Annotated in this window: 26 protein-coding genes and 1 pseudogene; 21 read left to right on the top strand and 6 right to left on the bottom strand. The window is 66.0% G+C overall.

The features are described 5' to 3' along the window. The first annotated feature begins 23 nt into the window (after nt 1-23). The 10 genes from atpE to ABUA28_RS10875 all read left to right on the top strand — a co-directional run bounded on the left by atpE (nt 24) and on the right by ABUA28_RS10875 (nt 7,955). A complete protein-coding gene (gene atpE, locus ABUA28_RS10920) occupies nt 24-254 on the top strand; it encodes an ATP synthase F0 subunit C (RefSeq protein WP_325518293.1) in 231 nt (76 codons plus the stop codon). Beyond that, the gene (locus ABUA28_RS10915) at nt 254-826 is read left to right on the top strand and encodes a F0F1 ATP synthase subunit B (protein ID WP_349904203.1); all 573 of its coding nucleotides are present in this window, start codon (nt 254-256) and stop codon (nt 824-826) included. The genes atpE and ABUA28_RS10915 overlap by 1 nt, the downstream gene beginning before the upstream one ends. Nucleotides 827-828: 2 nt before the next feature. Further along, entirely contained in the window at nt 829-1,629 is an 801-nt protein-coding gene (locus ABUA28_RS10910; protein ID WP_349904202.1) for a F0F1 ATP synthase subunit delta, read from the top strand. An 89-nt stretch (nt 1,630-1,718) separates the two neighbouring features. After that, nucleotides 1,719-3,356, top strand: a complete 1,638-nt coding sequence (gene atpA / locus ABUA28_RS10905) for a F0F1 ATP synthase subunit alpha (RefSeq protein ID WP_349904201.1) — start codon at nt 1,719-1,721, stop codon at nt 3,354-3,356. Nucleotides 3,357-3,401: 45 nt separating this feature from the next. Next, a complete protein-coding gene (locus tag ABUA28_RS10900; RefSeq protein ID WP_349904200.1) occupies nt 3,402-4,298 on the top strand; it encodes a F0F1 ATP synthase subunit gamma in 897 nt (298 codons plus the stop codon). A 36-nt stretch (nt 4,299-4,334) separates the two neighbouring features. After that, complete coding sequence (atpD, locus tag ABUA28_RS10895; RefSeq protein WP_349904199.1) at nt 4,335-5,855, top strand: F0F1 ATP synthase subunit beta; 1,521 nt, start codon at nt 4,335-4,337, stop codon at nt 5,853-5,855. A gap of 2 nt (nt 5,856-5,857) precedes the next feature. Then, nucleotides 5,858-6,115, top strand: a complete 258-nt coding sequence (locus tag ABUA28_RS10890; RefSeq protein WP_349904198.1) for a F0F1 ATP synthase subunit epsilon — start codon at nt 5,858-5,860, stop codon at nt 6,113-6,115. Nucleotides 6,116-6,148: 33 nt separating this feature from the next. Next, nucleotides 6,149-6,661: an AAA family ATPase gene (locus ABUA28_RS10885; protein ID WP_349904197.1), complete on the top strand. Its 513-nt coding sequence runs from the start codon at nt 6,149-6,151 to the stop codon at nt 6,659-6,661. Nucleotides 6,662-6,683: 22 nt separating this feature from the next. Then, a complete protein-coding gene (locus ABUA28_RS10880) occupies nt 6,684-7,445 on the top strand; it encodes a YaaA family protein (RefSeq protein WP_349904196.1) in 762 nt (253 codons plus the stop codon). Nucleotides 7,446-7,487: 42 nt separating this feature from the next. Then, entirely contained in the window at nt 7,488-7,955 is a 468-nt protein-coding gene (locus ABUA28_RS10875) for a DUF5684 domain-containing protein (protein ID WP_349904195.1), read from the top strand. On the opposite strand, the gene ABUA28_RS10870 is transcribed toward ABUA28_RS10875, so the two are convergent. Both ABUA28_RS10870 and ABUA28_RS10865 read right to left on the bottom strand, forming a co-directional pair. Next, nucleotides 7,941-8,585 (bottom strand): DNA-3-methyladenine glycosylase I, encoded by a 645-nt coding sequence (locus tag ABUA28_RS10870; RefSeq protein ID WP_407075439.1) that lies wholly within the window; start codon nt 8,583-8,585, stop codon nt 7,941-7,943. The genes ABUA28_RS10875 and ABUA28_RS10870 overlap by 15 nt on opposite strands. Then, nucleotides 8,582-9,085, bottom strand: coding sequence for a methylated-DNA--[protein]-cysteine S-methyltransferase (locus ABUA28_RS10865; RefSeq protein ID WP_349904194.1), 504 nt, complete (start codon nt 9,083-9,085; stop codon nt 8,582-8,584). Before ABUA28_RS10865 ends, ABUA28_RS10870 begins: the two co-directional genes overlap by 4 nt. Before the next feature lie 112 nt (nt 9,086-9,197). On the opposite strand from ABUA28_RS10865, the pseudogene ABUA28_RS10860 reads away from it, so the two are divergent. Next, nucleotides 9,198-10,159, top strand: a pseudogene (locus ABUA28_RS10860) (aldo/keto reductase). A 4-nt stretch (nt 10,160-10,163) separates the two neighbouring features. Here the strand turns inward: ABUA28_RS10860 and ABUA28_RS10855 are convergent. Beyond that, on the bottom strand, nt 10,164-11,081 hold the full coding sequence (locus ABUA28_RS10855; RefSeq protein WP_349904193.1) for an NADP-dependent oxidoreductase: 918 nt from the start codon (nt 11,079-11,081) through the stop codon (nt 10,164-10,166). Between the two features lie 81 nt (nt 11,082-11,162). On the opposite strand from ABUA28_RS10855, the gene ABUA28_RS10850 reads away from it, so the two are divergent. From ABUA28_RS10850 to ABUA28_RS10810, 9 genes are all read left to right on the top strand, one after another. Next, nucleotides 11,163-11,972 carry an IclR family transcriptional regulator gene (locus ABUA28_RS10850; RefSeq protein ID WP_349904192.1) on the top strand — a complete coding sequence of 270 codons (810 nt, stop codon included), beginning with the start codon at nt 11,163-11,165 and terminating at the stop codon, nt 11,970-11,972. A 95-nt stretch (nt 11,973-12,067) separates the two neighbouring features. Further along, the gene (gene pcaH / locus ABUA28_RS10845) at nt 12,068-12,841 is read left to right on the top strand and encodes a protocatechuate 3,4-dioxygenase subunit beta (RefSeq protein WP_349904226.1); all 774 of its coding nucleotides are present in this window, start codon (nt 12,068-12,070) and stop codon (nt 12,839-12,841) included. Then, on the top strand, nt 12,838-13,395 hold the full coding sequence (gene pcaG / locus ABUA28_RS10840) for a protocatechuate 3,4-dioxygenase subunit alpha (RefSeq protein ID WP_349904191.1): 558 nt from the start codon (nt 12,838-12,840) through the stop codon (nt 13,393-13,395). The genes pcaH and pcaG overlap by 4 nt, the downstream gene beginning before the upstream one ends. Further along, nucleotides 13,379-14,776: a lyase family protein gene (locus ABUA28_RS10835; RefSeq protein ID WP_349904190.1), complete on the top strand. Its 1,398-nt coding sequence runs from the start codon at nt 13,379-13,381 to the stop codon at nt 14,774-14,776. The genes pcaG and ABUA28_RS10835 overlap by 17 nt, the downstream gene beginning before the upstream one ends. Next, nucleotides 14,773-15,585, top strand: coding sequence for an alpha/beta fold hydrolase (locus ABUA28_RS10830; RefSeq protein WP_349904189.1), 813 nt, complete (start codon nt 14,773-14,775; stop codon nt 15,583-15,585). The genes ABUA28_RS10835 and ABUA28_RS10830 overlap by 4 nt, the downstream gene beginning before the upstream one ends. Beyond that, nucleotides 15,585-15,986 (top strand): 4-carboxymuconolactone decarboxylase, encoded by a 402-nt coding sequence (gene pcaC, locus ABUA28_RS10825; protein WP_349904188.1) that lies wholly within the window; start codon nt 15,585-15,587, stop codon nt 15,984-15,986. Before ABUA28_RS10830 ends, pcaC begins: the two co-directional genes overlap by 1 nt. A gap of 55 nt (nt 15,987-16,041) precedes the next feature. After that, nucleotides 16,042-16,674, top strand: a complete 633-nt coding sequence (locus ABUA28_RS10820; RefSeq protein ID WP_349904187.1) for a TetR/AcrR family transcriptional regulator — start codon at nt 16,042-16,044, stop codon at nt 16,672-16,674. 5 nt (nt 16,675-16,679) lie between these two features. Continuing rightward, nucleotides 16,680-18,413 (top strand): ABC transporter ATP-binding protein, encoded by a 1,734-nt coding sequence (locus ABUA28_RS10815; RefSeq protein ID WP_349904186.1) that lies wholly within the window; start codon nt 16,680-16,682, stop codon nt 18,411-18,413. Continuing rightward, on the top strand, nt 18,410-20,383 hold the full coding sequence (locus ABUA28_RS10810; RefSeq protein WP_349904185.1) for an ABC transporter ATP-binding protein: 1,974 nt from the start codon (nt 18,410-18,412) through the stop codon (nt 20,381-20,383). Before ABUA28_RS10815 ends, ABUA28_RS10810 begins: the two co-directional genes overlap by 4 nt. Before the next feature lie 188 nt (nt 20,384-20,571). Here the strand turns inward: ABUA28_RS10810 and ABUA28_RS10805 are convergent, their stop codons facing one another. The 3 genes from ABUA28_RS10805 to ABUA28_RS10795 all read right to left on the bottom strand — a co-directional run bounded on the left by ABUA28_RS10805 (nt 20,572) and on the right by ABUA28_RS10795 (nt 23,995). Further along, nucleotides 20,572-21,945, bottom strand: a complete 1,374-nt coding sequence (locus ABUA28_RS10805; protein WP_349904184.1) for an NAD(P)/FAD-dependent oxidoreductase — start codon at nt 21,943-21,945, stop codon at nt 20,572-20,574. A gap of 149 nt (nt 21,946-22,094) precedes the next feature. Continuing rightward, nucleotides 22,095-23,516, bottom strand: a complete 1,422-nt coding sequence (locus tag ABUA28_RS10800) for an aspartate aminotransferase family protein (protein WP_349904183.1) — start codon at nt 23,514-23,516, stop codon at nt 22,095-22,097. Between the two features lie 2 nt (nt 23,517-23,518). Beyond that, nucleotides 23,519-23,995: an Lrp/AsnC family transcriptional regulator gene (locus tag ABUA28_RS10795; protein WP_349904182.1), complete on the bottom strand. Its 477-nt coding sequence runs from the start codon at nt 23,993-23,995 to the stop codon at nt 23,519-23,521. Nucleotides 23,996-24,117: 122 nt separating this feature from the next. Here ABUA28_RS10795 and ABUA28_RS10790 point away from each other — a divergent pair, with 122 nt between their 5' ends. Further along, on the top strand, nt 24,118-25,554 hold the full coding sequence (locus tag ABUA28_RS10790; RefSeq protein WP_349904181.1) for a gamma-aminobutyraldehyde dehydrogenase: 1,437 nt from the start codon (nt 24,118-24,120) through the stop codon (nt 25,552-25,554). The last annotated feature ends 17 nt before the right edge of the window (nt 25,555-25,571 follow it).

Below are 25,571 nucleotides of genomic sequence, written 5' to 3'. Positions count from 1 at the left end.
AACAACGGAAGGAAACACCACTCGTGGATGCAACGAACCTCGCCGCCCTCAGCGGCAACATCGCCACTGTCGGTTACGGCCTGGCCGCGATCGGCCCAGGCATCGGCATCGGTATCGTCGTCGGCAAGACCGTCGAGTCCGTGGCCCGCCAGCCCGAACTGCAGGGTCGCCTCACGGTGCTCATGTACATCGGTATCGCCTTCACCGAGGCACTGGCGTTCATCGGTATCGCGACCTACTTCTTCCTCAAGTAATGCTCGCCACAGTCCTCGTACAGGCAGCGGGGGGTGAAGCCGCGCCCAACCCCATCCTTCCTACGATCCCCGACCTCTTCTGGTCGGCCGTGGTGTTTGTCATCATCCTCGTCGGATTCTGGTTCCTCGTTCTTCCGAGAATGAAGAAGATGCTGGATGAGCGTGCCTCGGTCATCGAGGGAGGCATCAAGAAGGCAGAGGTCGCCCAGGCCGAGGCCGCGTCGGCTCTCGACAAGTACACGGAGCAGCTGGCCGAGGCTCGTGCCGAGGCCGCGAAGATTCGTGAGCAGGCACGCCTGGACGGCACGCGCATCCTCACCGAGCTCAAGGAGCAGGCCTCCACCGAGGCCGCTCGCATCCTCGCGAACGCCACGGCGCAGATCGAGGCGGAGCGCCAGGGGGCACTCGTCTCGCTTCGCGCTGAAGTCGGCTCGCTCGCAATCGATCTCGCCTCCGGCGTCATCGGTGAGAGCCTGTCTGACGACAAGCGTGCGGCGAGTGTCGTCGATCGCTTCCTCGCTGAGCTCGAGGCTTCGGAGGGCACGTCTGCGCCCAAGGGAGCGTCCAGATAGCCATGGGATCAGCAACCAGGGAAGCGCTCTCCGCCGGCCGAGCTGCACTGTCCGGCCTCGCGGCTCGCGAGGTGACCTTGCAGTTGGCCGAGGAGTTGTTCGCGGCCAGCCGGGTCATCGGCGACTCGACACAGTTGCGCGCGCTGCTCTCGGATGCGTCCGGAGACGGCAAGGAGAAGTCGGCAGCGATTGTCGCCGTCTTCGGCCCGACGGTGGGAGCGACGGCCCAGGCCGTACTGCTCGACGCCGTGTCGAGACGATGGTCTGACGACAGTGACCTGGTCGCAGGCATCGAGGAGTTCGGCTACCGCGTCGCCGCGCAGTCCGCGGGCGCCGCGGTCGCCATCGATCGCGAGCTCTTCGAGTTCAGTGCGCTCGTCGCCTCGAACAGCGAACTGGAGCTCGCCATCGGCAGCAAGCTCGACGCCGCGGGCAACAAGGCCGGTCTCGTCGAGAAACTGCTCACGGGCAAGGCCAGCGCACAGACCGTCGCGATCGTCCGCCACATCGTGCAGGCACCGCGTGGGCGCAGGTTCGGCGCGTCGATCCAGCGTGCAGCGGCGATCGTCGCGGATCAGGCCGGGATGTCCGTGGCCACGGTCACGAGCGCGGTCCCGATCGCGGCCGCACAACTGGTTCGGTTGGAGAAGGGACTCGCCGCAAGCTACGGGCGGGAGCTTCGCATCAACCAGGTCGTGGACCCGGACATCATCGGCGGCCTGCGCGTGCAGGTGGGTGACGAGATCATCGACGGCAGTGTTGCGAGCAGGCTCGTGGAGCTTCGCCTGCAGCTCGCCGTCTAGGAGTCGCAACAGAGAAGTCGGTCGCCGAGAGGCGATTCGAGAGAGATCCAGAACTCGGGAACACACTCCCGTAAAGGTAAAGGGAAAAAATGGCAGAGGTAACGATTAGCCCGGACGAGATCCGTGACGCGCTCAGAGAGTTCGTCAAGTCGTACGACCCCACGAAGACCTCGAAGACCGAGGTCGGCCAGGTCGTGGATGCCGCGGACGGCATCGCCCACGTTCAGGGACTTCCCGGTGTCATGGCCAACGAGCTCATCCGCTTCGGCGATGGCACGCTGGGACTCGCACAGAACCTCGACGAGAACGAGGTCGGTGTCATCGTGCTCGGCGAGTTCAGCGGCATCGTCGAGGGCATGGAGGTCACCCGCACGGGTGAAGTCCTGTCCGTACCCGTCGGAGATGCCTACCTCGGTCGCGTCGTCGACCCGCTCGGCAACCCGATCGACGGACTCGGCGACATCGCCTCCGAGGGCCGCCGCGAGCTCGAGCTCCAGGCCCCGGGCGTCATGCAGCGCAAGTCGGTGCACGAGCCCATGCAGACCGGAATCAAGGCCATCGACGCCATGATCCCGATCGGCCGAGGTCAGCGCCAGCTGATCATCGGCGACCGCCAGACCGGTAAGACGGCCATCGCCATCGACACGATCATCAACCAGAAGGCCAACTGGGAATCCGGCGATGAGAACCAGCAGGTTCGCTGCATCTACGTCGCGATCGGCCAGAAGGGCTCGACCATCGCGAGCGTCAAGGGCGCCCTCGAAGACGCAGGCGCCATGGAGTACACGACCATCGTCGCCTCCCCGGCCTCCGACCCCGCAGGCTTCAAGTACCTCGCGCCCTACACCGGTTCGGCCATCGGCCAGCACTGGATGTACGGCGGCAAGCACGTCCTCATCGTCTTCGACGACCTGTCCAAGCAGGCGGAGGCCTACCGCGCTGTCTCGCTCCTGCTGCGCCGCCCGCCGGGCCGCGAGGCATACCCCGGCGACGTGTTCTACCTGCACTCCCGCCTGCTGGAGCGTTGTGCCAAGCTCTCGGATGAGCTGGGCGCCGGTTCAATGACCGGCCTGCCGATCATCGAGACCAAGGCCAACGACGTCTCCGCCTACATCCCGACCAACGTGATCTCGATCACCGACGGCCAGATCTTCCTGCAGTCCGACCTGTTCAACGCCAACCAGCGCCCCGCGGTCGACGTCGGCATCTCCGTCTCGCGAGTCGGTGGTGACGCGCAGGTCAAGTCGATCAAGAAGGTCTCTGGAACGCTCAAGCTCGAGCTTGCCCAGTACCGCGCACTCGAGGCGTTCGCGCTCTTCGCGTCTGACCTGGATGCGGCCAGCCGCCGCCAGCTCGCTCGCGGCGCCCGTCTCACCGAGCTGCTCAAGCAGCCGCAGTACTCGCCGTTCCCGGTGGAGCAGCAGGTCGTCTCGATCTGGGCAGGCACCAACGGCAAGCTCGACGAGGTGCCGGTGGAAGACATCCTGCGCTTCGAGCGCGAGCTGCTCGACTACCTCGGCCGCAACAGCAAGGTTCTCGACACCCTGCGCGAGACCAACGTGCTCGGTGACGACACCGTCGCGGAGCTCGAGAAGGCGGTCGACGCGTTCAAGCTCGAGTTCCAGACCGGAGAGGGCAAGCCGCTCGCCTCCGTCGGCAAGGAGGTCTTCGACGCCACGGCCGAGGAAGACGTCAACCAGGAGAAGATCGTCCGCCAGAAGCGTTGATCGGGCGACCGACCACCAGAGCCAAGAACTAAGAGGAAGAAAGACATGGGAGCGCAACTTCGGGTCTACCGGCAGAAGATCAGGTCTGCCCAGACGACCAAGAAGATCACTCGGGCCATGGAGCTGATCTCCGCTTCGCGCATTCAGAAGGCGAAGTCGCGGATGGCGGCATCCGGGCCGTATTCGCGTGCCGTGACGCGCGCCGTCTCGGCCGTTGCCAGCTTCTCCAATGTCGACCATATCCTCACCACCGAGCCGGAGAAGGTCGAGCGCGCGGCGATCGTCGTGTTCGCCTCCGACCGCGGTCTCGCCGGTGCGTTCAACTCGAACGTGCTCAAGGAGTCCGAGGAGCTCTCCACGCTGCTGCGCAGCCAGGGCAAGGACGTCGTGTACTACCTTGTCGGGCGCAAGGCCGTCGGATACTTCAGCTTCCGCAAGCGGGCCTCGGTGCGCAACTGGGTCGGTGGAACGGACAATCCTGAGTTCTCGACGGCGAAGGAGATCGGCGATGCCCTCGTCGCATCCTTCATCGCCCCGGCGGATGAGGGTGGCGTCGACGAGATCCACATCGTCTACAACCGTTTCGTCAGCATGCTCACCCAGACCCCCGAGGTCGTACGCCTGTTGCCGCTCGAGGTCGTGGAGGGTGTTGAGCCGCCGGAGAAGGATGAGCAGCTTCCGCTGTATGAGTTCGAGCCGGAGGTCGACAAGGTGCTCGATGCACTTCTGCCGGTCTACATCGAGAGCCGCATCTTCAACGCGATGCTGCAGTCGGCAACGTCCAAGCACGCCGCAACGCAGAAGGCAATGAAGTCCGCGAGCGACAACGCAGACAAACTCATTCGCGATTACACCAGGCTGGCGAACAACGCTCGCCAGTCCGAGATCACCCAACAGATTTCCGAGATCGTCGGCGGTGCCGATGCGCTCGCGACCAAGTAGTAGCTCACGAGCAAGAACGACGAGAATAGAGAACACATGACTACGACAGACTCTGCTCCTCAGACTGGGGCGGCCAAGAAGCCCACAGCCAAGAAGCCAGCCGGCACAAAGTCGGCGGTGTCAGAGTCGACCGCCTCCGCAGGCGTCGGCCGTATCGCGAGGGTCACCGGCCCGGTCGTCGACATCGAGTTTCCGCACGACTCCATCCCCGGCATCTACCACGCCCTCAAGACCACCATCGCGGCCGGCAAGATCGAGCACGAGATCACGCTCGAGGTTGCGCAGCACCTCGGTGACGACCTCGTGCGTGCGATCGCCCTGAACCCGACCGACGGTCTCGTCCGCGGCCAGGAGGTTCGCGACACCGGTGCTCCGATCTCCGTTCCGGTCGGCGACGTCACCAAGGGCAGGGTCTTCAACGTCATCGGTGACGTGTTGAACGCTGCTCCCGGTGAGAAGATCGAGATCACCGAGCGCTGGCCCATCCACCGCAAGCCACCGGCATTCGACCAGCTCGAGTCCAAGACCGCCCTGTTCGAGACGGGTATCAAGGTCATCGACCTTCTCACCCCGTACGTGCAGGGTGGAAAGATCGGGCTGTTCGGCGGTGCCGGTGTCGGAAAGACCGTGCTCATCCAGGAGATGATCCAGCGTGTCGCGCAGGACCACGGTGGTGTGTCGGTGTTCGCCGGTGTCGGTGAGCGTACCCGTGAGGGCAACGACCTCATCGCCGAGATGGAAGAGGCGGGCGTCTTCGATAAGACCGCCCTTGTCTTCGGCCAGATGGACGAGCCGCCGGGCACGCGTCTTCGCGTCGCGCTGTCGGCACTGACCATGGCCGAGTACTTCCGCGACGTGCAGAAGCAGGATGTGCTGCTCTTCATCGACAACATCTTCCGCTTCACGCAGGCCGGCTCCGAGGTCTCCACGCTGCTGGGCCGCATGCCCTCCGCCGTTGGTTACCAGCCGAACCTCGCGGATGAGATGGGCATCCTCCAGGAGCGCATCACCTCGACGCGTGGTCACTCGATCACCTCGCTGCAGGCGATCTACGTCCCGGCCGACGACTACACGGACCCGGCTCCCGCGACGACCTTCGCGCACCTCGACGCCACCACGGAGCTCAGCCGGGAGATCGCGTCGCGCGGCCTCTACCCGGCCGTCGATCCGCTCACGTCGACCAGCCGCATCCTGGACCCGCGTTACCTGGGCGAGGACCACTACAACACGGCCATCCGCGTGAAGGCGATCCTGCAGAAGAACAAGGAACTGCAGGAGATCATCGCGATCCTCGGTGTCGACGAGCTCTCCGAGGAAGACAAGGTCACGGTTGCGCGCGCGCGCCGTATCCAGCAGTTCCTCTCGCAGAACACCTACATGGCGAAGAAGTTCACGGGCGTCGAGGGTTCGACCGTTCCGCTGAAGAACACGATCGAGTCCTTCTCGAAGATCGCCGATGGTGAGTACGACAGCGTGGCTGAGCAGGCGTTCTTCAACGTCGGTGACCTCGATGACGTCGACAGGAAGTGGGCCGAGATCCAGAAGGAGAACGGCTAACAATGGCCGAGCTCACGGTGAGCATCGTCTCAGCGGACAGTGAGGTGTGGACAGGAACCGCATCGATGGTCGTGGCGCGCACCACGGTCGGCGAGATCGGTCTCCTGCCCGGCCACGAGCCGGTGCTGGCCATTCTCGGCAGCGGCGAGGTACGTGTGACGTCTGAGGGCCGTACGATCACGGCGAATGCCGATGACGGGTTCCTTTCCTTCGAGCACGACACGGTCACGATCGTCGCGCGCAGCGCCGAACTGGTTTAGGTCCAGGTCCAGGGGCGCGTGGTGTTGATCGCAATGGCTGGGTTGCCGGGCTCAGGCAAAAGCACCATCGCGCAGGTTCTCGGTGGCCGGCTCGGCGCATCCGTCGTGTCTGTCGACCCGATCGAGGCCGCAATCCTCAAGGCGGGCATCGACAGCGACCAGCCGACGGGGCTTGCGGCGTACCTCGTGGCGGAGACGATTGCCGAGTTCGTCCTGACCTCGGGCCACGACGTGATCGTCGATGCCGTCAATGCTGTCGATCCCGCCCGCGAGCAGTGGGTCGGTCTGGCGGAGCGACAGGGGGTGAAGCTCAAATTCATCGAGGTCGCCTGCAGCGACCCGGAACTCCACCGCAGCCGTCTGGAGAATCGGCCGGGTCACCCTCTTCCGTTCCGGTCGGAAGCGCTCGCGCATGCCGTGGAACAGAGCCTCGACGAGTACTCGTCATGGGCGGGGCCGAGTGCCGCGATCCCACGAATCACAATCGACACCGTGCGGCCGCTCGGATCGAACGTCGAGAGCGCACTCGCGTTTCTCCAGGGTTGATCGTGCACGCTGAGCCACCCAGGTGCTGATCCTCTTGCCGCCCTCGGAGACCAAACGCGACGGGGGAGCAGACGGCTCGAGCCTCGATCTCTCCCAGCTTGGTTTCTCCTCGCTGGCACAGCCACGAAGGACCGTGATCGCGGCGCTCAGACGGCTCGCGCGCAACCAGTCCAGAATGGCTGCGGCGCTGCACCTCGGGCCGACCCAGCACGCTGAACTCGTGCGGAACCGCACGCTCGGGAGCTCACCGACCCTGCCCGCGCTCGATCGTTACACGGGCGTACTGTTCGACGCGCTGGAGGCTTCATCGCTGCCCGCGGATGCGCGCAAGTTCGCTCTCGGTCACGTCGCGATTCACTCCGCGCTCTTCGGGCTGCTGCGCGGTGGCGACCCGATTCCGGCGTATCGACTCTCCCACGACAGTCGCATAGCGGACTGGTCGTTGAAGAAGATGTGGCGTGAGCCGGTGGCGGCGGAACTCGCGGCGCGGCAGGATCTCGTGCTCGACCTGCGCTCTGAAGGCTACGTAGAACTCGGGCCGTCGCTCGGCGCTCCGCAGTCGTACTTTGTGCGGGTGGTCTCCGAGAGTGCCGATGGCGTGCGCCGTGCCCTCAATCACTTCAACAAGAAGGGGAAGGGCGAACTCGTGAGGGCCATTGCACTCTCGGGAATCGACCATCCCGATGTTGAATCGCTGCTCGACTGGGCGGCGGACAGCGGCATCCGTCTGGCGCGTGGCGCGGATCGGGAGCTCGAACTCGTTGTGGCTTCGAGCGTTCGGTGACCGCGCAGCGTTGGTTAGGATGACAGAAACCAGAGGAGACTCGTGAACTACGACCCCAACCCCGCCGGCCCATTGGTCGCCGTCATCTTCATTCTGTTCATCGGGTTTGTCTATGTACTGGTCTTCGCGGGCATCTACGCGCTGTACGCCTGGCTGCTGTCTCGCGTGTTCCGCAAGGCGGACATCCCGGCATGGAAGGCCTGGGTACCCGTCTACAACTTCTGGGTCTTCCTGGAGCTGGGTGGTCAGCCAGGGTGGCTCGCGATCCTTTCCGTCGTGCCTGGGGCGAGCATCGTCACGACCGTGTTCATGTGCATTGCGGCATATAACGTCGGCCTGGCCTTCGCGAAGGAGGGCGCATGGGTGGTCATGTTCATCTTCCTGCCGTGGCTCTGGCTCGGCTTCGTCGGCCTGGATTCCTCGCGGTGGGAGCCCTGGCGTTCGCCCGTGCCGCCGGTCTACGGAGCCAATATCCCTCCGCGGATGCCCCCGTCGTCACCCGGCTACTAGCTGGTTCTCGGCCGCACGCCAGCAGCCCACCACGTGGTCGTCGACCATGCCCGTGGACTGCATGAGCGCGTACATCGTGGTCGGCCCGACGAATCTGAATCCCCGGCTCCGCAGCGCCTTGCTTAAAGCCGTCGATTCCGTGGTGACCGCCGGGATCTCTTTCAGGCCGGACGGCCTCGCGTGATGGCCTGACGGAGCGAAGCTCCAGAGCAACTCCTCGAATGAACCGGGACGCTCGCGCATCATCTCGTTCACGATCCGCGCGTTGGAGATGGTGGCCTCGATCTTTGCCCGGTTGCGGATGATGCCGGTATCGGCCATGAGCACCCCGACGTCGTGCGGCGTGAACGCCGCGACCCGCTCGGGAGTGAAATCGTGGAACGCTTCACGGAAGCCGGGTCGCCTGCGCAGGATTGTGATCCATGACAGCCCGGCCTGGAAGGCCTCGAGGCTGAGCTTTTCGAAGAGCTCGCGATCTCCGCGAAGTTCCCTGCCCCATTCCTCGTCGTGATATCGCTGGTACTCGGGGTCCGTCGCACCCCAGGAGCAGCGGCCGCGGCCGTCGTCGCCGTAGACGATACCGGTGACGGCTTCCGTGCCAGGGCCGGCGGTTTCGGCGACGGAACTCACGAGGCAGACGCGATTCCTTCGTGCTCCAGGAGCCAGCGTTTCGTGGCGATGCCTTCGCCGCCGCTGTAGCCCGTGATGCGCCCGTTGGAGGCGAGCACCCGGTGGCACGGCACGATGATGGGGATCGGGTTCGCTCCGACGGCACCGCCGACGGCACGCCCGGCGGTGGCACGACCCGTGGCATTGCCGAGGTAGCCGTAGGAGACGACCTCACCGAATTCGATCTCGGAGAGCTGCTGCCAGATCTCCTTCTGGAAGGTGGTTCCCTGTACTTCGACCGGGACGTCGAAGTCACGCCGGGTGCCGGCGAAATACTCTTCGAGCTGTTCGACGGCCTTATCGAGCACCGGATTGGTGCGCTCGGGGAGCGACTCGTGGGGGAGGTGCCCAGCGTGTTCGATGCTGAGCGAGGTGACGGCGTCGTCATTGCCGAGGAGCTCGATCCTGCCGATCGGGCTCGTCGTGCGACGCAGGTACTGCGTAGCGGTTGTGGTGGTCATGTTTCGACTGTAACCCCGGCATCCGACATTCTGCGGGGTGGTATCAAACACGTGAAATGGAGCGCGTCGTTGCCGAGTGGGGAGGAGCAGTGGTCGGCCGTAGGCTGAAGTAATGTCTGACATCGAATACCGCACTCTCGGCCCTTCCGGCCTCGTCGTCTCCACCATCGGCCTCGGCTGCAACAACTTCGGCAGGAAGAAGACCGCGACGGCCACCCAGGAGGGCACGGACGCGGTCATCCACGCGGCCATCGACGCGGGCGTGACCCTCTTCGATACGGCAGACATCTACGGATCGGAGCGTGGCCTCAGCGAGACTCTCATGGGACACGCGCTGAAGGGCAGGCGCGGTGAGATCGTGCTCGCGACCAAGTTCGGGATGGACATGGCCGGGACGAACGGTCCGGACTGGGGAGCGCGCGGGTCCAGGCGGTACATCCGTCTCGCGGTCGAGGCCTCGCTCCGCCGCCTGCAGACGGACTGGATCGACCTGTACCAGCTCCACCAGCCCGATCCGCTCACCCCGATCGAGGAGACCCTTGCGGCCCTCGACGAACTCATCACGGAGGGCAAGGTGCGTTACATCGGGCACTCGAACCTCACGGGATGGCAGATCGCGGACGCCGAGTACCGCGCGATTCTCGGCGCGCATCCGAAGTTCATCTCCGCACAGAACGAGTACAGCCTGCTCAGGCGCGGGGTCGAGGCCGAGGTGTTGCCCGCGGCGAATGCCTACGGGCTCGGCTTCCTACCGTTCTTCCCGCTCTACAACGGCCTGTTCACCGGAAAGTTCACGCGCGCGGGTGGGCCTGCGGACAGTCGCATCATGGCCATCCGCCCGCAGGTGCTCGACGACGTCGACTGGGATGTCATGGAGGCCTACGAGGCCTTCTGTGCGGCGCGCGGCATCACGATGCTCGCGGCGACGTTTGGCTGGCTTCTCGCACAGCCGGGGCTCACGAGCGTGATCGCCGGGTGACGAAGCCCGAGCAGATCGTGCAGAACGCGGATGTCGCCGCCAGCTGGAAGCCGACTGCCGATGAGGTCGCGGAGATCTCCGCGCTCTTCGCCTAGGGAGTCAGTCGGTCGGACTGACGACGAGCACGATCTTCCCCAAGCCGTGACCGGACTCGAGGTCCCCGTAGGCCGCGCGCACCTCGCCCATCGGGTAGCTCGCGCGGATCGGCAGCACGAGGGCGCCGTCGGCGGCGAGTCTCGCGAGTTCCCCGAGTTCCTCTGACGTCTTTCCACCGCCTCCAACGGAGCCGAGGCCGTGCCTGGCGGCGGCGGCGCTGTCTGCGATCGTGTTGATGCGCGCGGCAGGAACTCCGAGCGCTAGTGCGACGTCGATGGACTCGCCACCGACGGTGTCGAGCATTGCGGTGATGCCCTGCGGGGCGGCCTCTCGAAGCCGCTCGAGCATCCCTTCGCCGTATGCGACAGGAACGATGCCGAGGGCACGGAGGGCGTCGTGGTTGCGGGGGCTCGCCGTTCCGATCACCGTCGCACCCGTGAGCCTCGCGAGCTGGGAACCGAGCAGGCCGACTCCGCCCGCTGCGCCACTCACGAGCACGGTGTCTGCGGAGCCGAGTGCGAGCGAGTCCGTCGCGCGCTTCGCGGTGTTGCCGACGAGGCCGATGCCACCGGCGGTCAGCCAATCGAGTGCTGTGGGCTTGGCGGCGAGCGAGGTCGATGGGACGACGACGTGCTCCGCCTGCGCGCCGCGCCCGATCCATCCGAGCACCTCGTCGCCCGCGTGCCAGCCGGTCACGCCGGCGCCGACCTCGTCGACGACCCCGGCGAACTCCGAGCCCTGGAGGCTTGGCAGCGCGAGCTTCGGCAGCACTCCGTGGCGCACCTTGACGTCGAAGGGGTTGAGCCCGGCCGTGCGCACGGCGACCCGCACCTGCCCGTCGCCCGCGTGTGGCTCTGGGACTTCGACGACCTCGAGGACTTCCGGCTCACCGTAGCTGGAGAAACTGACCGCGCGCGACATCCCTGATCCTTTGCTCGACGTGGTCCAAGTCTAGGCAGGGGCACTGGGTAGCATGACAGCACAGTGAGAAGGGAGCGGTCGATGGCGGATGAGCGCGGCCGGTCCATGATTGCCCGCGCGGCACTCCTGCTGCGCGCCTTCGACCAGCAGCACGACGCCATGACGGTCTCCGAGCTCGCGACGAGGACCGGCCTGCCCATCGGCACGGTTCATCGAATCGCCGGCGATCTCGTTGCCGAGCGGCTGCTCGACCGCGAGGGCACGAGCTACTCGATAGGAACGGGACTGTGGGAGGCGGGCGAACTCTCCGCGGTGAGCCTGCGCTTTCGCGAGACCACGCTGCCGTTCCTGCTCTCGCTCTACGAGGCGACGGGGGAGAACGTGCACCTCGCGATTCTCGACGGTTTCGAGGCCCTCTATGTGGCGCGGTTGGTCGGCCCACGCTCTGTTCCCACGATCTCGAGAATGGGCGGACGACTTCCCCTGCACACGACGGGAGTCGGCAAGGCACTCCTGGCCTTTCAGGACGACGGCTTCCTTGCGGAGTTCTTCTCGAGGCCGCTCGCCACCCCCACGCGATACTCGCTCGGAACGGAAGCGGCGGTGCGTGCGGAACTCGACGAGATACGCGCGAGCGGGTTCAGCACGACGCGTCAGGAGATGACCCTCGGCAACGCCGCGCTCGCGGTGCCCGTGTTCGTGGGCGATGGTGCGCCATACGCCGCGGTGAGCCTCGTGACGCACCTGGCGCGCGCGGACGAGAGGCGCAATATTCCCCTGCTCAAGGCATCCGCTGCCGAGATCGGCGCCGCTCTCGCGGTGAGCCTGCGTGGCGGTCGCCGGTGGCCGGCCTCGCCCGAGAGTTTTCCGCTGAATGGAAAAAACACCTAGGTGGTGAGGACAAACGCTGGGACGCTTGTGAGGTGAGCACGGATCCAGCAGGTACAGACGCGACAGGAACAGGCACAGGTACGGCCACGGACCCCATGGCGACAACGGCCAGCCAGGCCGAGATCTCGGACGAGATCGCCGCGAGGCAGAAGAAGTACCAGGACTCGGTCGCGGCCGGGGCGCCGCGATCCGAGGGTGTCGAACTCGACTTCCCGCCCTACCGGAGCAGCCTGTTGCGGCATCCGACCAAGGACCTGCACCACGTCGACCCCGAGACCATCGAACTGTGGTCTCCCGCGTTCGGGCACCGGGATGTCGCGGAGGTCGAGGCGGACCTCACCATCCAGCATCGGGGTGAGCCGCTCGGCACGCGAATGGTCGTCACCGGGCAGGTGCTCGATGGCGAGGGGCGCCCGGTGCGGCATCAGCTCGTCGAGGTGTGGCAGGCGAACGCCGCGGGCCGTTACATCCACAAGCGGGACCAGCATCCGGCGCCGCTCGACCCCAACTTCACCGGCACGGGCCGCTGCATCACTGACGACAACGGTTTCTACCGCTTCCAGACGATCAAGCCCGGCGCGTATCCCTGGCGCAATCACACGAACGCCTGGCGGCCGGCGCACATCCACTTCTCGGTGTTCGGCTCGGCCTTCACCCAGCGGGTCATCACGCAGATGTACTTCCCAGGGGACCCGCTGTTTCCGCTCGATCCGATCTTCCAGTCGATCCTCGATCCCCGGGCGCGTGAGAGGCTCGTCGCCGAGTACGACCACGACCTCACGACGCCGGAATACGCGCTCGGCTACCGCTGGAACATCGTTCTGACCGGCCCGCAACGCACCTGGACCGAGCCGGAGGACGCGGAATGACCACCCCAAAGCTGCCAGCGACTCCCGGCCAGACCATCGGGCCGTTCTTCGGCTACTCGCTGCCGTACGACGGGGGAGAAGATCTCGTCGCTCGCTCGCATCCGGGCGCCATACGCCTGCACGGAACCGTGTTCGACGGCGCCGGAGCGCCCGTTCCCGACGCGCTCGTCGAGATCTGGCAGGCCGATGAGCGCGGCGAGATTCCGCAGCGGGCGGGCTCGATCAACCGTGACGGCTATACCTTCACCGGCTTCGGCCGTTCCGCGACCGACGCGGTCGGGCACTACCAGTTCACGACGATCGAGCCCGGCTCAGGAGCGGGTGGGACAACCCCGTTCTTCGCGGTCGCACTCTTCAGCCGCGGCCTGCTCGGCACGCTCCGCACGAGGATCTACCTCCCGGAGTGCAACGCCGAAACCGACCCGTTCCTCGCCTCGCTGGACCCGCAGCGGCGTGCCGGCGCCATTGCGTCTCGCGAGTCCGACGGTAACCTGCTGTTTGACCTGTATCTGCAGGGGGACAAGGAGACCGTTTTTCTTGAGTTCGACAGCTGACCACGGTGGTGACGGTGCGGCGACGGCAGCAGACTACGGCCTGCTCTCGCCGCAATGGGTCGGAACCGCGCTCTCGCGTCTGACCTCGGACGCGGCATTCCTCGATGCGATCTTCGACGTCGAGGTCGCTCTCGTCCATTCCTACGAGACCCTCGGCATCGCCCCAGCGGGCGTCAGCGTCATCGTGCGCTCCGTGGTCGATTCCACGGCGTTCGACTTGCCCGATATCGCGCTGCGCGCGAGGGACGGCGGCAATCCGGTCATCCCCCTCGTCAAGGATCTTCGTGCCGCCGTCACGACGGCGAACACCGAGGCTGCGTTCTGGGTGCACCGCGGCGCCACGAGCCAGGACGTGCTCGACACCGCGATCATGTTCGTCGCCCAGCGCGCAGTACGACAGATTCTCGCGGATGCCGAGGCCGCCATCCGCTCCCTGTCCGGCCTCGCAGACGGCAATCGCCGCACCATCATGGTCGCGCGCACCCTCACGCAGCACGGCGTGCCCACCACGTTCGGGCTCAAGGCCGCGGGCTGGCTCGGCGCGGTGTCCCAGGCCACGCGCAGGCTTGCGGCAGTGCAGCTTCCGGTGCAGTGGGGTGGTGCAGGAGGAACGCAGGCCTCCTTCGTCGCCCTGGGTGGCACGGGAACCGGCGTTCGACTCACGGATGAGATCGCGACGAACCTCGGGCTCGCCACGTCCACATCGCCCTGGCAGACGCAGCGCGCGCCGATCACGCGCCTGGGCGACGCGCTCACGACCCTGTCGGATGCGTTCGGCACGGTTGCGAGCGATGTGCTCGTCATGGCCCGCCCGGAGATTGCGGAGTTGAGCGAGCCGAGCAGGGCCGGACGAGGCGGCTCCTCCTCGATGCCGCAGAAGCAGAACCCGATCCTCAGTGTGCTCGCGATGTCCGCGGCCCGCAAGGCACCCGCGCTCGCGGCGGAACTGCACCGCTCGGCCGGTGCAGCCGTGGACGAACGCCCGGACGGTGCCTGGCATGTCGAGTGGCAGACCCTGCGCGAACTGCTGCGCCTGGTCGGTGGTGCAGCAGCACTCATCGCGGAGTTGACCGCGGGTCTCGTCGTGCACCAGGGCGCGATGATGCGCAACCTCAAGCTGAGTGGACCATTGGTCGTTGCCGAACGGATCATGCTGGAGTTCGCTTCTCTCGTCGGAGCCGCGCGCATCCAGGAGATCATCGCAGCCAGGGCGGCAGATCAGACCTTCGATCTCACCGCAGCACTGCGTGCGGAACCAGCGCTCGCGGAGATCAGCGCGGCCCATCTCGCCGAGGTGCTGTATCCGGTTGCGTACCTCGGCGATGCCGATCTCCTGATCGACCGTGCGCTGGCCGCGGCGGCAGGAGAGGTGCAGTCGTGACCGTTCCCGTGCTCGCGGCGGCGCGCACCGAGCGCCCAGGGGCGCCGACCCTCGTGCTCGGTCCGTCCCTCGGAACGACCACGAGGCTGTGGGGGAGTGCGATCCGGCTTCTCGCAGGCCACTTCGACATCCTTGCCTTCGACCTGCCTGGGCACGGCGCATCACCGGCAGTCACTGAGCCGTTCAGCACGGGAGAACTCGCGGATGCGGTCGTGAACGTTGCCTCGCTCGCGGGGGCGGAGCGGTTCTACTACGCGGGGGACTCGCTCGGCGGGCAGGTGGCCCTCGAACTGGCACTGCGGCATCCCGATCGCGCGATCGCCGTCTCGATCATCTGCTCCGCCGCGAAGGTGGGCGAACCCGAGGCGTGGTTCGAGCGCGCGGAGACCGTGCGCGCGCAGGGCACGCCGGTGCTCGTCGGCCCGTCCGCGGGGCGCTGGTATGCGCCGGGGTTCATCGAGCGCGAGCCCGAGTTGGTCGGTGCCATGCTGCTCGACCTCTCCGACACGGATGACGAGAGCTACGCGCTCTGCTGCGAGGCGCTTGCGCGGAGCGACCTTCGCGCGCGGCTCCCCGAGATCGCGGTGCCCGTGCTCGCGCTGTGGGGCGCGCGGGATGTCGTGATTCCGGCCGACGATGCTCGCGCCGTCGCCGAGACGGTGCAGAACGGCCGCGGGATCGAGCTCGCCGGCGTGGCTCATCTTGCCCCCGCGGAGGATCCCGACCGCGTGACGGAGGCTCTCCTCGACTTCTTCGGCACTCACGCCGATCCGACCGACGATCCCGGTGATTCGACGAAAGGCCACTGATGGCACAGGATTCCCGCACCAACCGAGACAGCTACGACGAGGGTATGGCTGTGCGGCGCGAGGTGCTCGGTGCGAACCATGTCGACCGTGCGAACAAGGCGGCCGATGCCACGACATCCGATTTCCAGGATCTGATCACCCGTTACGCGTGGGGTGAGATCTGGACCAGGCCCGGGCTCGACCGCCGGATGCGCAGCGCGATCACGATCACCGCGCTCATCGCGCACGGCCACTACGATGAGCTCGCGATGCACCTGCGAGCAGCCCAGCGCAATGGTCTCAGCCGGGAGGAGATCACCGAGATCCTGCTTCAGGTGGGGATCTACTGTGGCGTTCCGGCCGCGAACTCGGCCTTCGCCATCGCCCAGAAGGTCTTCGCGGAGGAGCCGCCCACCGACTAGACGGTGTTCGTGCTCTGCTTGCTGAGTGAGTACTCACTCAGTTACACTCGAACCCGTGCCGAGTCCAGAGACGACAAAGAACGAGGGAACTCGCGCCAGGCCGCTTCCCCTCGATGACCGTCGCGCGATGATCCTCGACGCCGTGATGCCGCTTCTGAAGGAGCACGGCCGGGACATCAGCTCGAAGCAGATCGCCGAGGCGGCGGGCATCGCCGAGGGCACGGTGTTCCGGGCCTTCGGCGACAAGGAGAGCCTCATCGAGGCCGCCATCGCCAAGTTCCTCGACCCCGAGCCGCTGCGTGCCGACCTCCGCGCCATCGACCCACGGTTACCGCTCGACCAGAAGGTGCTCGCCGTGATCATGCTCATGAAGAGGCGCTTCGGCGACATCTTCAGGATCATGGCGCTCGTCGGTGGGCCGCCGCCTCATCGGCCGGATGCTGGCCAGGAGTACTCCGCGATCGTCACCATGCTGCTGGAGCCGGAGCTCGAGCGGCTCAACTGGCCGCCGGAGCGGGTGGGCCAGATCATCCGCCTCATCACCTTCGCCTCCTCCCTGCCCATGCTCACCCACAACATGGAGTTCACCGAGACCGAACTCGCGGCGATCGTGCTCCACGGCATCGTCGGGCACGAGAGCACGACCGCCTCCATCACCACCATCGGAACGAAAGAAAGCCGGCACTGACAGCCATGTTGCTCACGATTCTTCGCCGTTACCTCGCACCCCACTGGCCACTGCTCGTGGGAGTCGGCGTTTTCCAGGCGGCGCAATCCATCGCCTCGCTCTACCTGCCGAACCTCGTTGCCGACATCATCGACAACGGCGTGGCCAAGGGCGATGTCGGACACATCCTGGTCATCGGCTCGATCATGCTCGCCATCACGCTCGGCCAGATCGCCTGCGCCATCACTGCGGTCTACTTCGGGGCGAAGGTGTCGATGATGGTCGGGCGTAATCTGCGCGGCGCGATCTTCCATCGGGTGAGCGCGTTCTCCGAGCGCGAGGTCTCGCAGTTCGGCGCACCGTCGCTCATCACCCGCACGACCAACGACGTGCAGCAGGTGCAGATGTTCGTGCTGATGACCTGCACGCTGTTCGTCTCCGCTCCGATCCTCGCGGTCGGGGGCGTCATCATGGCGATGCAGCAGGACTTCGGACTGTCCTGGCTGATGGCCGTGAGCGTCCCGGTGCTGCTGGTCTCCATCGGCTTCATCGTCTCGCGGATGGTTCCGCTGTTCCGCCTCATGCAGAAGCGCATCGACAAGGTCAACCAGGTCCTGCGGGAGCAGCTCACGGGCATCCGGGTCATCCGCGCGTTCGTGCGGGAGAACATCGAGACCGCGCGCTTCGAGAAGGCCAACGGCGAGTTGACCGAGACCGCTCTCGGCGCAGGCCGGTTGTTCGCGCTCATGTTCCCGATCGTCATGCTCGTGCTCAACGTGTCGAGCGTCGCGGTGATCTGGTTCGGTGGTCTCCGCGTCGAGTCCGGCGAGATGCAGGTCGGCGCGCTCATCGCCTACCTCAGCTACCTGCTGCAGATCCTCATGGCCGTCATGATGGCGACCTTCCTCGGCGTCATCCTCCCGCGTGCCTCCGTGAGCGGCGACCGCATCGGCGAGGTGCTCGAGACGAAGTCGTCCGTGGTGATGCCCGAGCACGGGATGACGACGCTCGCAGGCCGGGGAACCGTCGAGTTCGTGGATGTCTCCTTCGCGTACCCGAGCGCGGAGGAGCCCGTTCTGCACAACCTCAACTTTGCCGTGCGCGACGCACAGACCACCGCGATCATCGGCAGTACCGGAGCAGGAAAGACGACGCTCGTAAACCTGCTGCCCCGGCTCTTCGATGCCACGGGCGGTTCCGTCTTCGTCGACGGCGTCAACGTGCGTGAGCTCGACCCCGACCTGCTGTGGAGTCGAATAGGACTCGTGCCGCAGAAGCCGTACCTGTTCGCGGGAACCGTCGCGAGCAACCTGCGCTACGGGAAACCGGATGCGACCGACGAGGAACTCTGGGAGGCGCTCACGATCGCCCAGGGAAGGCACTTCGTCGAGGAGATGGAGGGCGGGCTCGAGGCCGCGATCGCCCAGGGTGGCACCAACGTCTCCGGCGGGCAACGCCAGCGACTCGCGATCGCCAGGGCACTCGTGAAGAAGCCGGAGATCTACATCTTCGACGACTCGTTCTCCGCGCTCGACAGTGCGACGGATGCCCGGCTCCGCACGGCCCTCGCCAAGCACCGCAGCGACGCGACCATCATCGTCGTCGCGCAGCGGGTGGCGACCATCATGGACGCCGACCAGATCATCGTGCTCGAGGGTGGAGAAATCGTGGGCCGCGGCACGCACGACGAACTGCTGACGACATCCACCACCTACGCTGAGATCGTCGAGTCCCAGCTCACCGCAGAGGAAGCAGCATGAGCGAGACGACGGAAGAGCGCCCGAGGTCGGCCAGGCCGCCCATGCGCCGTGGCCCGATGGGCGGGGCGAGCATGCCCGCGGAGAAGGCGATGAACTTCGGGGCATCCGCCAAGCGGCTGGCCGGGCGGCTGAAGCCCCACTGGGTCGGCGTGCTCTCGGTGTTCCTGTTCACGGTCGTCAGCGTCACCTTCAGCGTGATCGGGCCCAAGTTGCTCGGCCAGGCCACCACCCTCATCTTCGAGGGCGTGATCTCGAAGGGGCTACCGTCTGGCGTCACGAAAGCGCAGATCATCGCGGGACTCAGGGCGAAGGGTGACACGGGCCAGGCTGACCTCCTCAGCGGGATGCACCTTACCCCGGGTATCGGCGTCGACCTGCACGCGCTCAGCACGGTGCTCATGTGGGTACTCGCGCTCTACGTGCTCTCCTCGGTGTTCGGCTGGCTTCAGGCCTATGTTCTCAACGAGGTCGTACAGCGCATCGTGTTCCGGCTGCGCCAGGACGTCGAGGAGAAGATCAACCGCCTCCCGCTGCGCTACTACGACACGATGCAGCGCGGTGAGCTGCTCAGCCGTGTCACGAACGACATCGACAATGTGTCGCAGAGCCTGCAGCAGACGCTCAGCCAGATGGTCACCTCCCTGCTCACCGTCGTCGGCGTGCTCGTCATGATGTTCCTCATCTCGTGGGTACTCGCGCTGATCGCCCTCGTGACCATTCCGCTGACGGTGCTGATCACGGCGCTCGTCGCGAAGCGCTCGCAAAAGCTCTTCGTGCAGCAGTGGAAGTACACCGGCGAGCTCAACGCCGACATCGAGGAGAACTTCACCGGCCACTCGCTTGTCAAGGTATTCGGTCGCCAGCGAGAGGTGGGCGCGGTCTTCGATGACAAGAACGAGCAGCTGTTCAAGGCCAGCTTCGGCGCGCAGTTCGTCTCGGGAATCATCATGCCCTCGATGATGTTCGTCGGAAACCTGATCTACGTCGCGATCGCCGTCGTCGGTGGCGCCTTCGTCGCTGGCGGGTCGATGAGCCTCGGAGACGTGCAGGCCTTCCTGCAGTACTCCCGCCAGTTCACCCAGCCGCTCACGCAGCTCGGCAGCATGGCAAACCTCATCCAGTCCGGGGTCGCCTCCGCGGAGCGCGTCTTCGAGCTGCTGGATGCCGAGGACCAGTCCGCGGATCGCTGGCCCGCCGAGTCTCCCGCGGCATCCGTCGGGCGCCTCGTGTTCGAGGACGTCTCGTTCCGCTACTCGGAGGACAAGCCCCTCATCGACCACGTCTCGCTCACCGCCGAGCCCGGACACACGATCGCGATCGTCGGGCCGACCGGCGCGGGCAAGACGACGCTCGTGAACCTCATGATGCGGTTCTACGAGCTGGACTCCGGCCGCATCACGCTCGACGGCGTGGACATCGCCGCGATGACGAGGGACGATCTGCGCGGCCGGATGGGCATGGTGCTGCAGGACACCTGGCTGTTCGGCGGCACGATCCGCGACAACATCGCGTACGGGCGGCCGGATGCGACGGAGGAGGAGATCATCGACGCCGCGACGGCAACATACGTCGATCGCTTCGTGCGCTCGCTGCCCGACGGCTACGACACGATTCTCGCCGACGAGGCGGAGAACGTGAGCGCCGGGGAGAAGCAGCTGCTCACCATCGCCCGCGCGTTCCTCGCCAAGCCCAGCGTCCTCATCCTGGACGAGGCGACGAGCTCGGTCGACACGCGAACCGAGGTGCTCGTGCAGAAGGCCATGGCGGCTCTGCGTTCGGACCGCACGAGCTTCGTGATAGCGCACCGGTTGTCGACGATTCGGGATGCCGACCTCATTCTGGTGATGGAGAACGGCCAGATCGTGGAGCAGGGCAACCACTCCGAGCTTCTCGAGGCGAACGGCGCGTACGCCCGGCTCTACCAGGCGCAGTTCGCCGGGCCCGCGAACGACCTGGTCGAGGAGGCCTAAACCGCTGAATAGGCCCCGCGCAACCATCCCGCCATCATCTCGCTGGTGGCGGGAGTAACAGTCTCGCGGCGGGAGTTGCAACTCCCTCCGCGAGACTGTTACTCCCGCCGAACGGGTCATTACGTCCCGTCACGCGAGCGTTTCTCCCGCCGCGAGGCGCACGACGGCGACAGTGCGGCGGCGGACGGTCAGTGACCGGTGAGAGGGGCCATGAGCTTCGCCGCTAGTGACGGGTAGCGGGTGATGCGCTCCTCCAGGTCTGCCGCCTCCATCGCGAGCAGGCCGAGGTTCGAGCCGACGAAGCGCAGCGGCTCGAGTTCCCAGCTCGGTGAGCGGTGGTTGGTCCAGGGAAGCCGGGTGAGTTCGGTGTCTTGCCCGGTGATGAGGTCGGCCAGGGTGCGCCCGGCCAAGTTCGTGGTGCTGAGTCCGTCGCCGACATAGCCTCCAGCCGAGGCGATGCGAGTCGCGGGGTCGAAGCTCGCGTGCGCGTGCCAATCGCGGGGCACGCCGAGCGGGCCGCCCCAGCGGTGGGTGACCGCCGCATCCGCCGCCTGGGGGAACAGCTCCACGAGCGTCCTGCGCAGGTGCTCGAAGACTCGCGGCACCCGATCGTATTCAGGGCGGATGCTGCTGCCCCAGTGATAGCGCGCCCCGCGGCCACCGAAGGCGAAGCGGTTGTCTGCCGTGCGCTGCCCGTAGATGAGCAGGTGCCTGTAGTCGGCGAAGGTCTGACCCTGCTCGATGCCGATCTCACGCCAGGTGTCGTCGCCGAGCGGCTCGGTCGCGATCATGAGGGAGTACAGCGGCAGCACGCGGCGGCGGGTCTTCGGCAGCGCGGAGCCATAGCCCTCCGTTGCGAGCACCACGGTGTCCGCGGTCACCGTGCCGTGGGTCGTGAGCACGGAGCCAGTGCTCCAATCGAGCACCTCGGTCTCTTCGTAGATCGTGCCGCCCAGACGCTCGACCGCGCGAGCGAGGCCGCGCACGAGCTTCGCCGGGTGCAGTCGCGCGCAGGCCGGGTCGAAGGTGGCGGCGAGCGTGCCGACCGGCGCGGCGACGGGGCTCTCGATCAACTCCACCCGGTCGACGCCGTAGTGCGCGGCCTCCGCGACATCCGCCCTGGCCCGGGCGAGTTGCGGCCGCGAACGGGCGTAGACGAGGGTGCCGGCCTTGGCGAAGTCGCAGTCGATGCCCTCGACATGCGTCACCCTGCCGACCTCGTCGACGGTGTCGATCATGGCGCGGCGCATGGCGAGGGCGGCCTCGAGGCCGTGCCGTCGCTCGAGCCCGGCGACGGACGCGGGGAACAGCGCGGAGCACCATCCGCCATTGCGCCCTGATGCCCCGAAGCCCGCGATGTTCTTCTCGATCACCGCGACGCGCAGTCCCGGGTCGCGCTTGAGCAGGTAGTACCCGGTCCACAGCCCGGTGAGGCCGCCGCCGACGATGGCGACGTCAACCGAACTGTCGCCCGGCAGCGAAGCCCGCGCCGCGAGCTCGTCCGCGCCGGAGCGGACCACTGAGTCGAGCCAGAAGCTGAGGTCCCGGTATCCGCTTTTCATATACTCCCCGCAGTCACGAAAAATCGCAGCGTGCTTACGGAAATTCAGGAGAGTGGTGGCGCAAACGCGCGGTAGGCCGCGTGTGAGCACGCTTTTCGTGCCACAGTCCTGAATTTCCGAAAGCACTTGAGCCTTCGATAGTGGATTGGCTAGATCTTCGTCCAGGCCTCGGTGAGCACACCGCGGAGGATGCCCTCGATCTCGTCGAACTCCTTCGGGCCGACGGTCAGCGGTGGAGCGAGCTGCACGACGGGGTCGCCCCGGTCATCCGCGCGGCAGTACAACCCGGCCTCGAACAGTGCCTTGGAGAGGAAGCCGCGCAGCAGTCGCTCGGACTCGTCGTCGTCGAAGGTCTCCTTGGTGACCTTGTCCTTGACGAGTTCGATGCCGAAGAAGTATCCGTCTCCGCGCACGTCGCCTACGATCGGCAGGTCGAGCAGCTTCTCGAGGGTCGCGCGGAAGATCGGCGAATTGGTGCGCACGTTCTCGTTGAGCTTCTCCTCCTCGAAGATGTCGAGGTTGGCGAGCGCGACTGCGGAGGACACCGGGTGTCCGCCGAAGGTGTACCCGTGGTAGAACGCCGTGTCGCCGTGCTTGAACGGCTCGTATAGCTTGTCGCTGATGATCGTCGCGCCGATCGGGGAGTACCCGCTCGTCATGCCCTTGGCGCAGGTGATCATGTCGGGCTGGAAGCCGTAGGTCGTCGAGGCGAACATGTTGCCGATGCGTCCGAAGCCGGTGATGACCTCGTCTGCCACGAGCAGCACGTCGTACTTGTCGCAGATCTCGCGAACGCGCTTGAAATAACCGGGAGGCGGCGGGAAGCATCCGCCGCTGTTCTGCACCGGCTCGAGGAAGATCGCGGCGACGGTCTCGGGGCCCTCGAACTCGATCATCTCCTCGATGCGGTTCGCGGCCCACTGCCCGAAGGCATTGAGGTCGTCCGCGTGCTCGGGGGCACGGTAGAAGTTGGTGTTCGGCACCCGGAACCCACCGGGGGTCACCGGCTCGAACATCTCCTTCATCGCCGGGATGCCGGTGATGGCGAGGGCGCCCTGCGGAGTGCCGTGGTAGGCGACGGCACGGGAGATGACCTTGTGCTTGGTCGGGCGCCCCTGCAGCTTCCAGTAATACTTGGCCAGCTTGAACGCGGTCTCGACCGCTTCTCCGCCGCCGGTGGAGAAGAACACGCGGTTGAGATCTCCCGGGGCATAGCCCGCGAGCCGGTCCGCCAGTTCGATGGCACTCGGATGCGCGTACGACCAGATCGGGAAGAAGGCGAGTTCCTCAGCCTGCTTGGCCGCGACCTCGGCCAGTCGCCTGCGGCCGTGGCCGGCATTCACGACGAACAGCCCGCTCAGGGCGTCGAAGTACTTCTTGCCCTTCGAGTCCCAGATGTGGTGGCCTTCGCCCTTGACGATGATGGGCACGCCCGGGCCGTCCTCCATGACGGACTGCCTGGCGAAGTGCATCCAGAGGTGGTCCTTGGCCTTCTGCTGCAGCGCGGCCTCGTCGTATTTGGTCGACGGTGACGTTGCGGACGGCGCTGCCGTCTCGACGGTGGTGGTCATGATTACCTTGTTCCCCAGTTATAGAACTGTTTCTGCAGTTTGAGATAGACGAATGTTTCTGTCGACAGCACGCCGGGAATTCCGCGGATGTCGTGGTTGAGCAGTTCGATGAGGTCGTCGTCGTTCTCGCAGACCACCTCGGCAAGGATGTCGAAGCTGCCGGCGGTGAGAACGACGTAGTCCACCGCGGGTATCCTGCCGAGCCTCTCCGCGATCACGGTGGTGTCACCGCTCGCGCGCACGCCGATCATGGCCTGGCGATAGAAACCGAGTTGCATCGGGTCGGTGACAGCGACCACCTGCATGACGCCGGAGTCCGTGAGTTTCTGTACGCGCTGGCGCACCGCTGCCTCGCTGAGACCGACGGCCTTGCCGATCTCCGCATAGCTGCGTCGGCCGTCGGCCTGCAGTTGTTCGATGATGGCCTTGGAGACCTCATCGAGCTGCGCAGTCTTGGCTGGTTTTCCAGAAGCAGTCATGCGTCGATTCTGTCAGTGAAACCAGGTTGTGACAAGCGAATCCGCATCTGAATAGTATTTCGACAACGAAATCAGTGGGTCTGACACTGGCATAAGGATGGTTCCGTCGCTAGGTTTGAGGCATGAGCATCCCAGAGCTGCAGAACTTCATCGACGGTGAATACCGTCCGGCCCGTGCGGAGTCCTCCTTCGCGGTCATCGATCCGGCGACAGAGGAGAGTTACGCGACCTCGCCCGTGAGCAGTGCAGCGGATGTCGACGCCGCGTTCTCCGCGGCATCCGCGGCCTTCGAGGAGTGGAGCGAGGCGACCCCCGCCCAGCGCCAACTCGCCCTGTTCCGGATCGCCGACGCGATGGAGTCACGCGCGGAGGAGTTCGCGGACCGGGAGTCACAGGACACCGGCAAGCCGAGGGGCACACTCGTCGAGGACGAGATCCTGCTCTCCGTCGACCAGATCCGTTTCTTTGCGGGGGAGGCGCGCAACCTGCAGGGCAAGTCGGCTGGCGAGTACATGAAGGATCACACCTCGTTCGTCCGGCGGGAGCCGATCGGTGTCATCGGCCAGGTGACCCCGTGGAACTATCCGCTGAACATGGCGGTGTGGAAGTTCGCCCCCGCGCTCGCCGCGGGAAACACCACGGTGCTGAAGCCGTCTGACACGACGCCGTCATCCACCCTGTTCCTCGCGGAGGTGGCCGCGGAGTTCCTGCCGAAGGGCGTGCTCAATGTGATCGCCGGTGACCGCACTACGGGAGCGTTGATGGTGGAGCACGCGACCCCGCAGATGGTCTCGATCACGGGATCCGTGCGCGCGGGCATGGAGGTGGCACGGGCCGCCGCGAGCGATCTCAAGCGGGTTCACCTCGAACTCGGAGGCAAGGCGCCCGTCATCGTGTTCGACGATGCCGACATGGAGAAGGCCGTCGCGGGCATTGCCGCGGCCGGGTACTTCAATGCAGGCCAGGACTGCACCGCCGCGACTCGCGTGCTCGTGCAGGCGGGCATCCACGACGAGTTCGTCGCGGCGCTCGCGGCGTACGCGCGCGAGAACGCGAGAACCGGCGCACCGAGCGAGTCCGGCATCCTGTTCGGGCCGGTGAACAACGCGAACCAGCTTGCCCAGGTGCAGGGATTCATCGAGAGGCTTCCGGAGAACGCCGTGGTCGAACTCGGTGGACACAGACGGGGGAGCACGGGCTACTTCCACGAGGCGACGATTGTCTCCGGCCTCGAACAGACGGATGAGGCGGTGCAGAACGAGATCTTCGGCCCGGTGATCACCGTGCAGAGATTCTCCGACGAGGCGCAGGCGCTCCGCTGGGCGAACGACGTTCAGTACGGACTCGCATCGAGCGTCTGGACGAAGGATCACGCGCGCGCGATGCGCTTTGCGAAGAAGCTCGACTTCGGCTGCGTGTGGATCAACACCCACATCCCGATCGTCGCCGAAATGCCGCACGGCGGGTTCAAACACTCCGGCTATGGCAAGGATCTCTCCAGTTACGGCTTCGAGGACTACACCAGGATCAAGCACGTCATGAGCTACATCGGCGACTGAGCGGGGGCGGCCGCACG

It is taken from the genome of Parafrigoribacterium humi (assembly GCF_040227205.1).
Lineage (GTDB): Bacteria > Actinomycetota > Actinomycetes > Actinomycetales > Microbacteriaceae > Parafrigoribacterium_A > Parafrigoribacterium_A humi.
This window is presented reverse-complemented; position numbering and strand designations above follow the sequence as displayed.

Bases quoted from the DNA above. Each gene is read 5' to 3' on its own strand.
- ABUA28_RS10800 (WP_349904183.1), bottom strand. From the start codon at position 23,516: ATGACCACCACCGTCGAGACGGCAGCGCCGTCCGCAACGTCACCGTCG.
- ABUA28_RS10890 (WP_349904198.1), top strand. From the start codon at position 5,858: ATGGCCGAGCTCACGGTGAGCATCGTCTCAGCGGACAGTGAGGTGTGG.
- ABUA28_RS10815 (WP_349904186.1), top strand. From the start codon at position 16,680: ATGTTGCTCACGATTCTTCGCCGTTACCTCGCACCCCACTGGCCACTG.
- ABUA28_RS10790 (WP_349904181.1), top strand. From the start codon at position 24,118: ATGAGCATCCCAGAGCTGCAGAACTTCATCGACGGTGAATACCGTCCG.
- ABUA28_RS10865 (WP_349904194.1), bottom strand. From the start codon at position 9,085: ATGACCACCACAACCGCTACGCAGTACCTGCGTCGCACGACGAGCCCG.
- ABUA28_RS10810 (WP_349904185.1), top strand. From the start codon at position 18,410: ATGAGCGAGACGACGGAAGAGCGCCCGAGGTCGGCCAGGCCGCCCATG.
- ABUA28_RS10855 (WP_349904193.1), bottom strand. From the start codon at position 11,081: ATGTCGCGCGCGGTCAGTTTCTCCAGCTACGGTGAGCCGGAAGTCCTC.
- pcaH (WP_349904226.1), top strand. From the start codon at position 12,068: ATGGCGACAACGGCCAGCCAGGCCGAGATCTCGGACGAGATCGCCGCG.
- ABUA28_RS10910 (WP_349904202.1), top strand. From the start codon at position 829: ATGGGATCAGCAACCAGGGAAGCGCTCTCCGCCGGCCGAGCTGCACTG.
- ABUA28_RS10900 (WP_349904200.1), top strand. From the start codon at position 3,402: ATGGGAGCGCAACTTCGGGTCTACCGGCAGAAGATCAGGTCTGCCCAG.
- ABUA28_RS10805 (WP_349904184.1), bottom strand. From the start codon at position 21,945: ATGAAAAGCGGATACCGGGACCTCAGCTTCTGGCTCGACTCAGTGGTC.
- ABUA28_RS10885 (WP_349904197.1), top strand. From the start codon at position 6,149: ATGGCTGGGTTGCCGGGCTCAGGCAAAAGCACCATCGCGCAGGTTCTC.
- ABUA28_RS10850 (WP_349904192.1), top strand. From the start codon at position 11,163: ATGGCGGATGAGCGCGGCCGGTCCATGATTGCCCGCGCGGCACTCCTG.
- atpA (WP_349904201.1), top strand. From the start codon at position 1,719: ATGGCAGAGGTAACGATTAGCCCGGACGAGATCCGTGACGCGCTCAGA.
- pcaC (WP_349904188.1), top strand. From the start codon at position 15,585: ATGGCACAGGATTCCCGCACCAACCGAGACAGCTACGACGAGGGTATG.
- ABUA28_RS10795 (WP_349904182.1), bottom strand. From the start codon at position 23,995: ATGACTGCTTCTGGAAAACCAGCCAAGACTGCGCAGCTCGATGAGGTC.
- atpD (WP_349904199.1), top strand. From the start codon at position 4,335: ATGACTACGACAGACTCTGCTCCTCAGACTGGGGCGGCCAAGAAGCCC.
- ABUA28_RS10915 (WP_349904203.1), top strand. From the start codon at position 254: ATGCTCGCCACAGTCCTCGTACAGGCAGCGGGGGGTGAAGCCGCGCCC.
- pcaG (WP_349904191.1), top strand. From the start codon at position 12,838: ATGACCACCCCAAAGCTGCCAGCGACTCCCGGCCAGACCATCGGGCCG.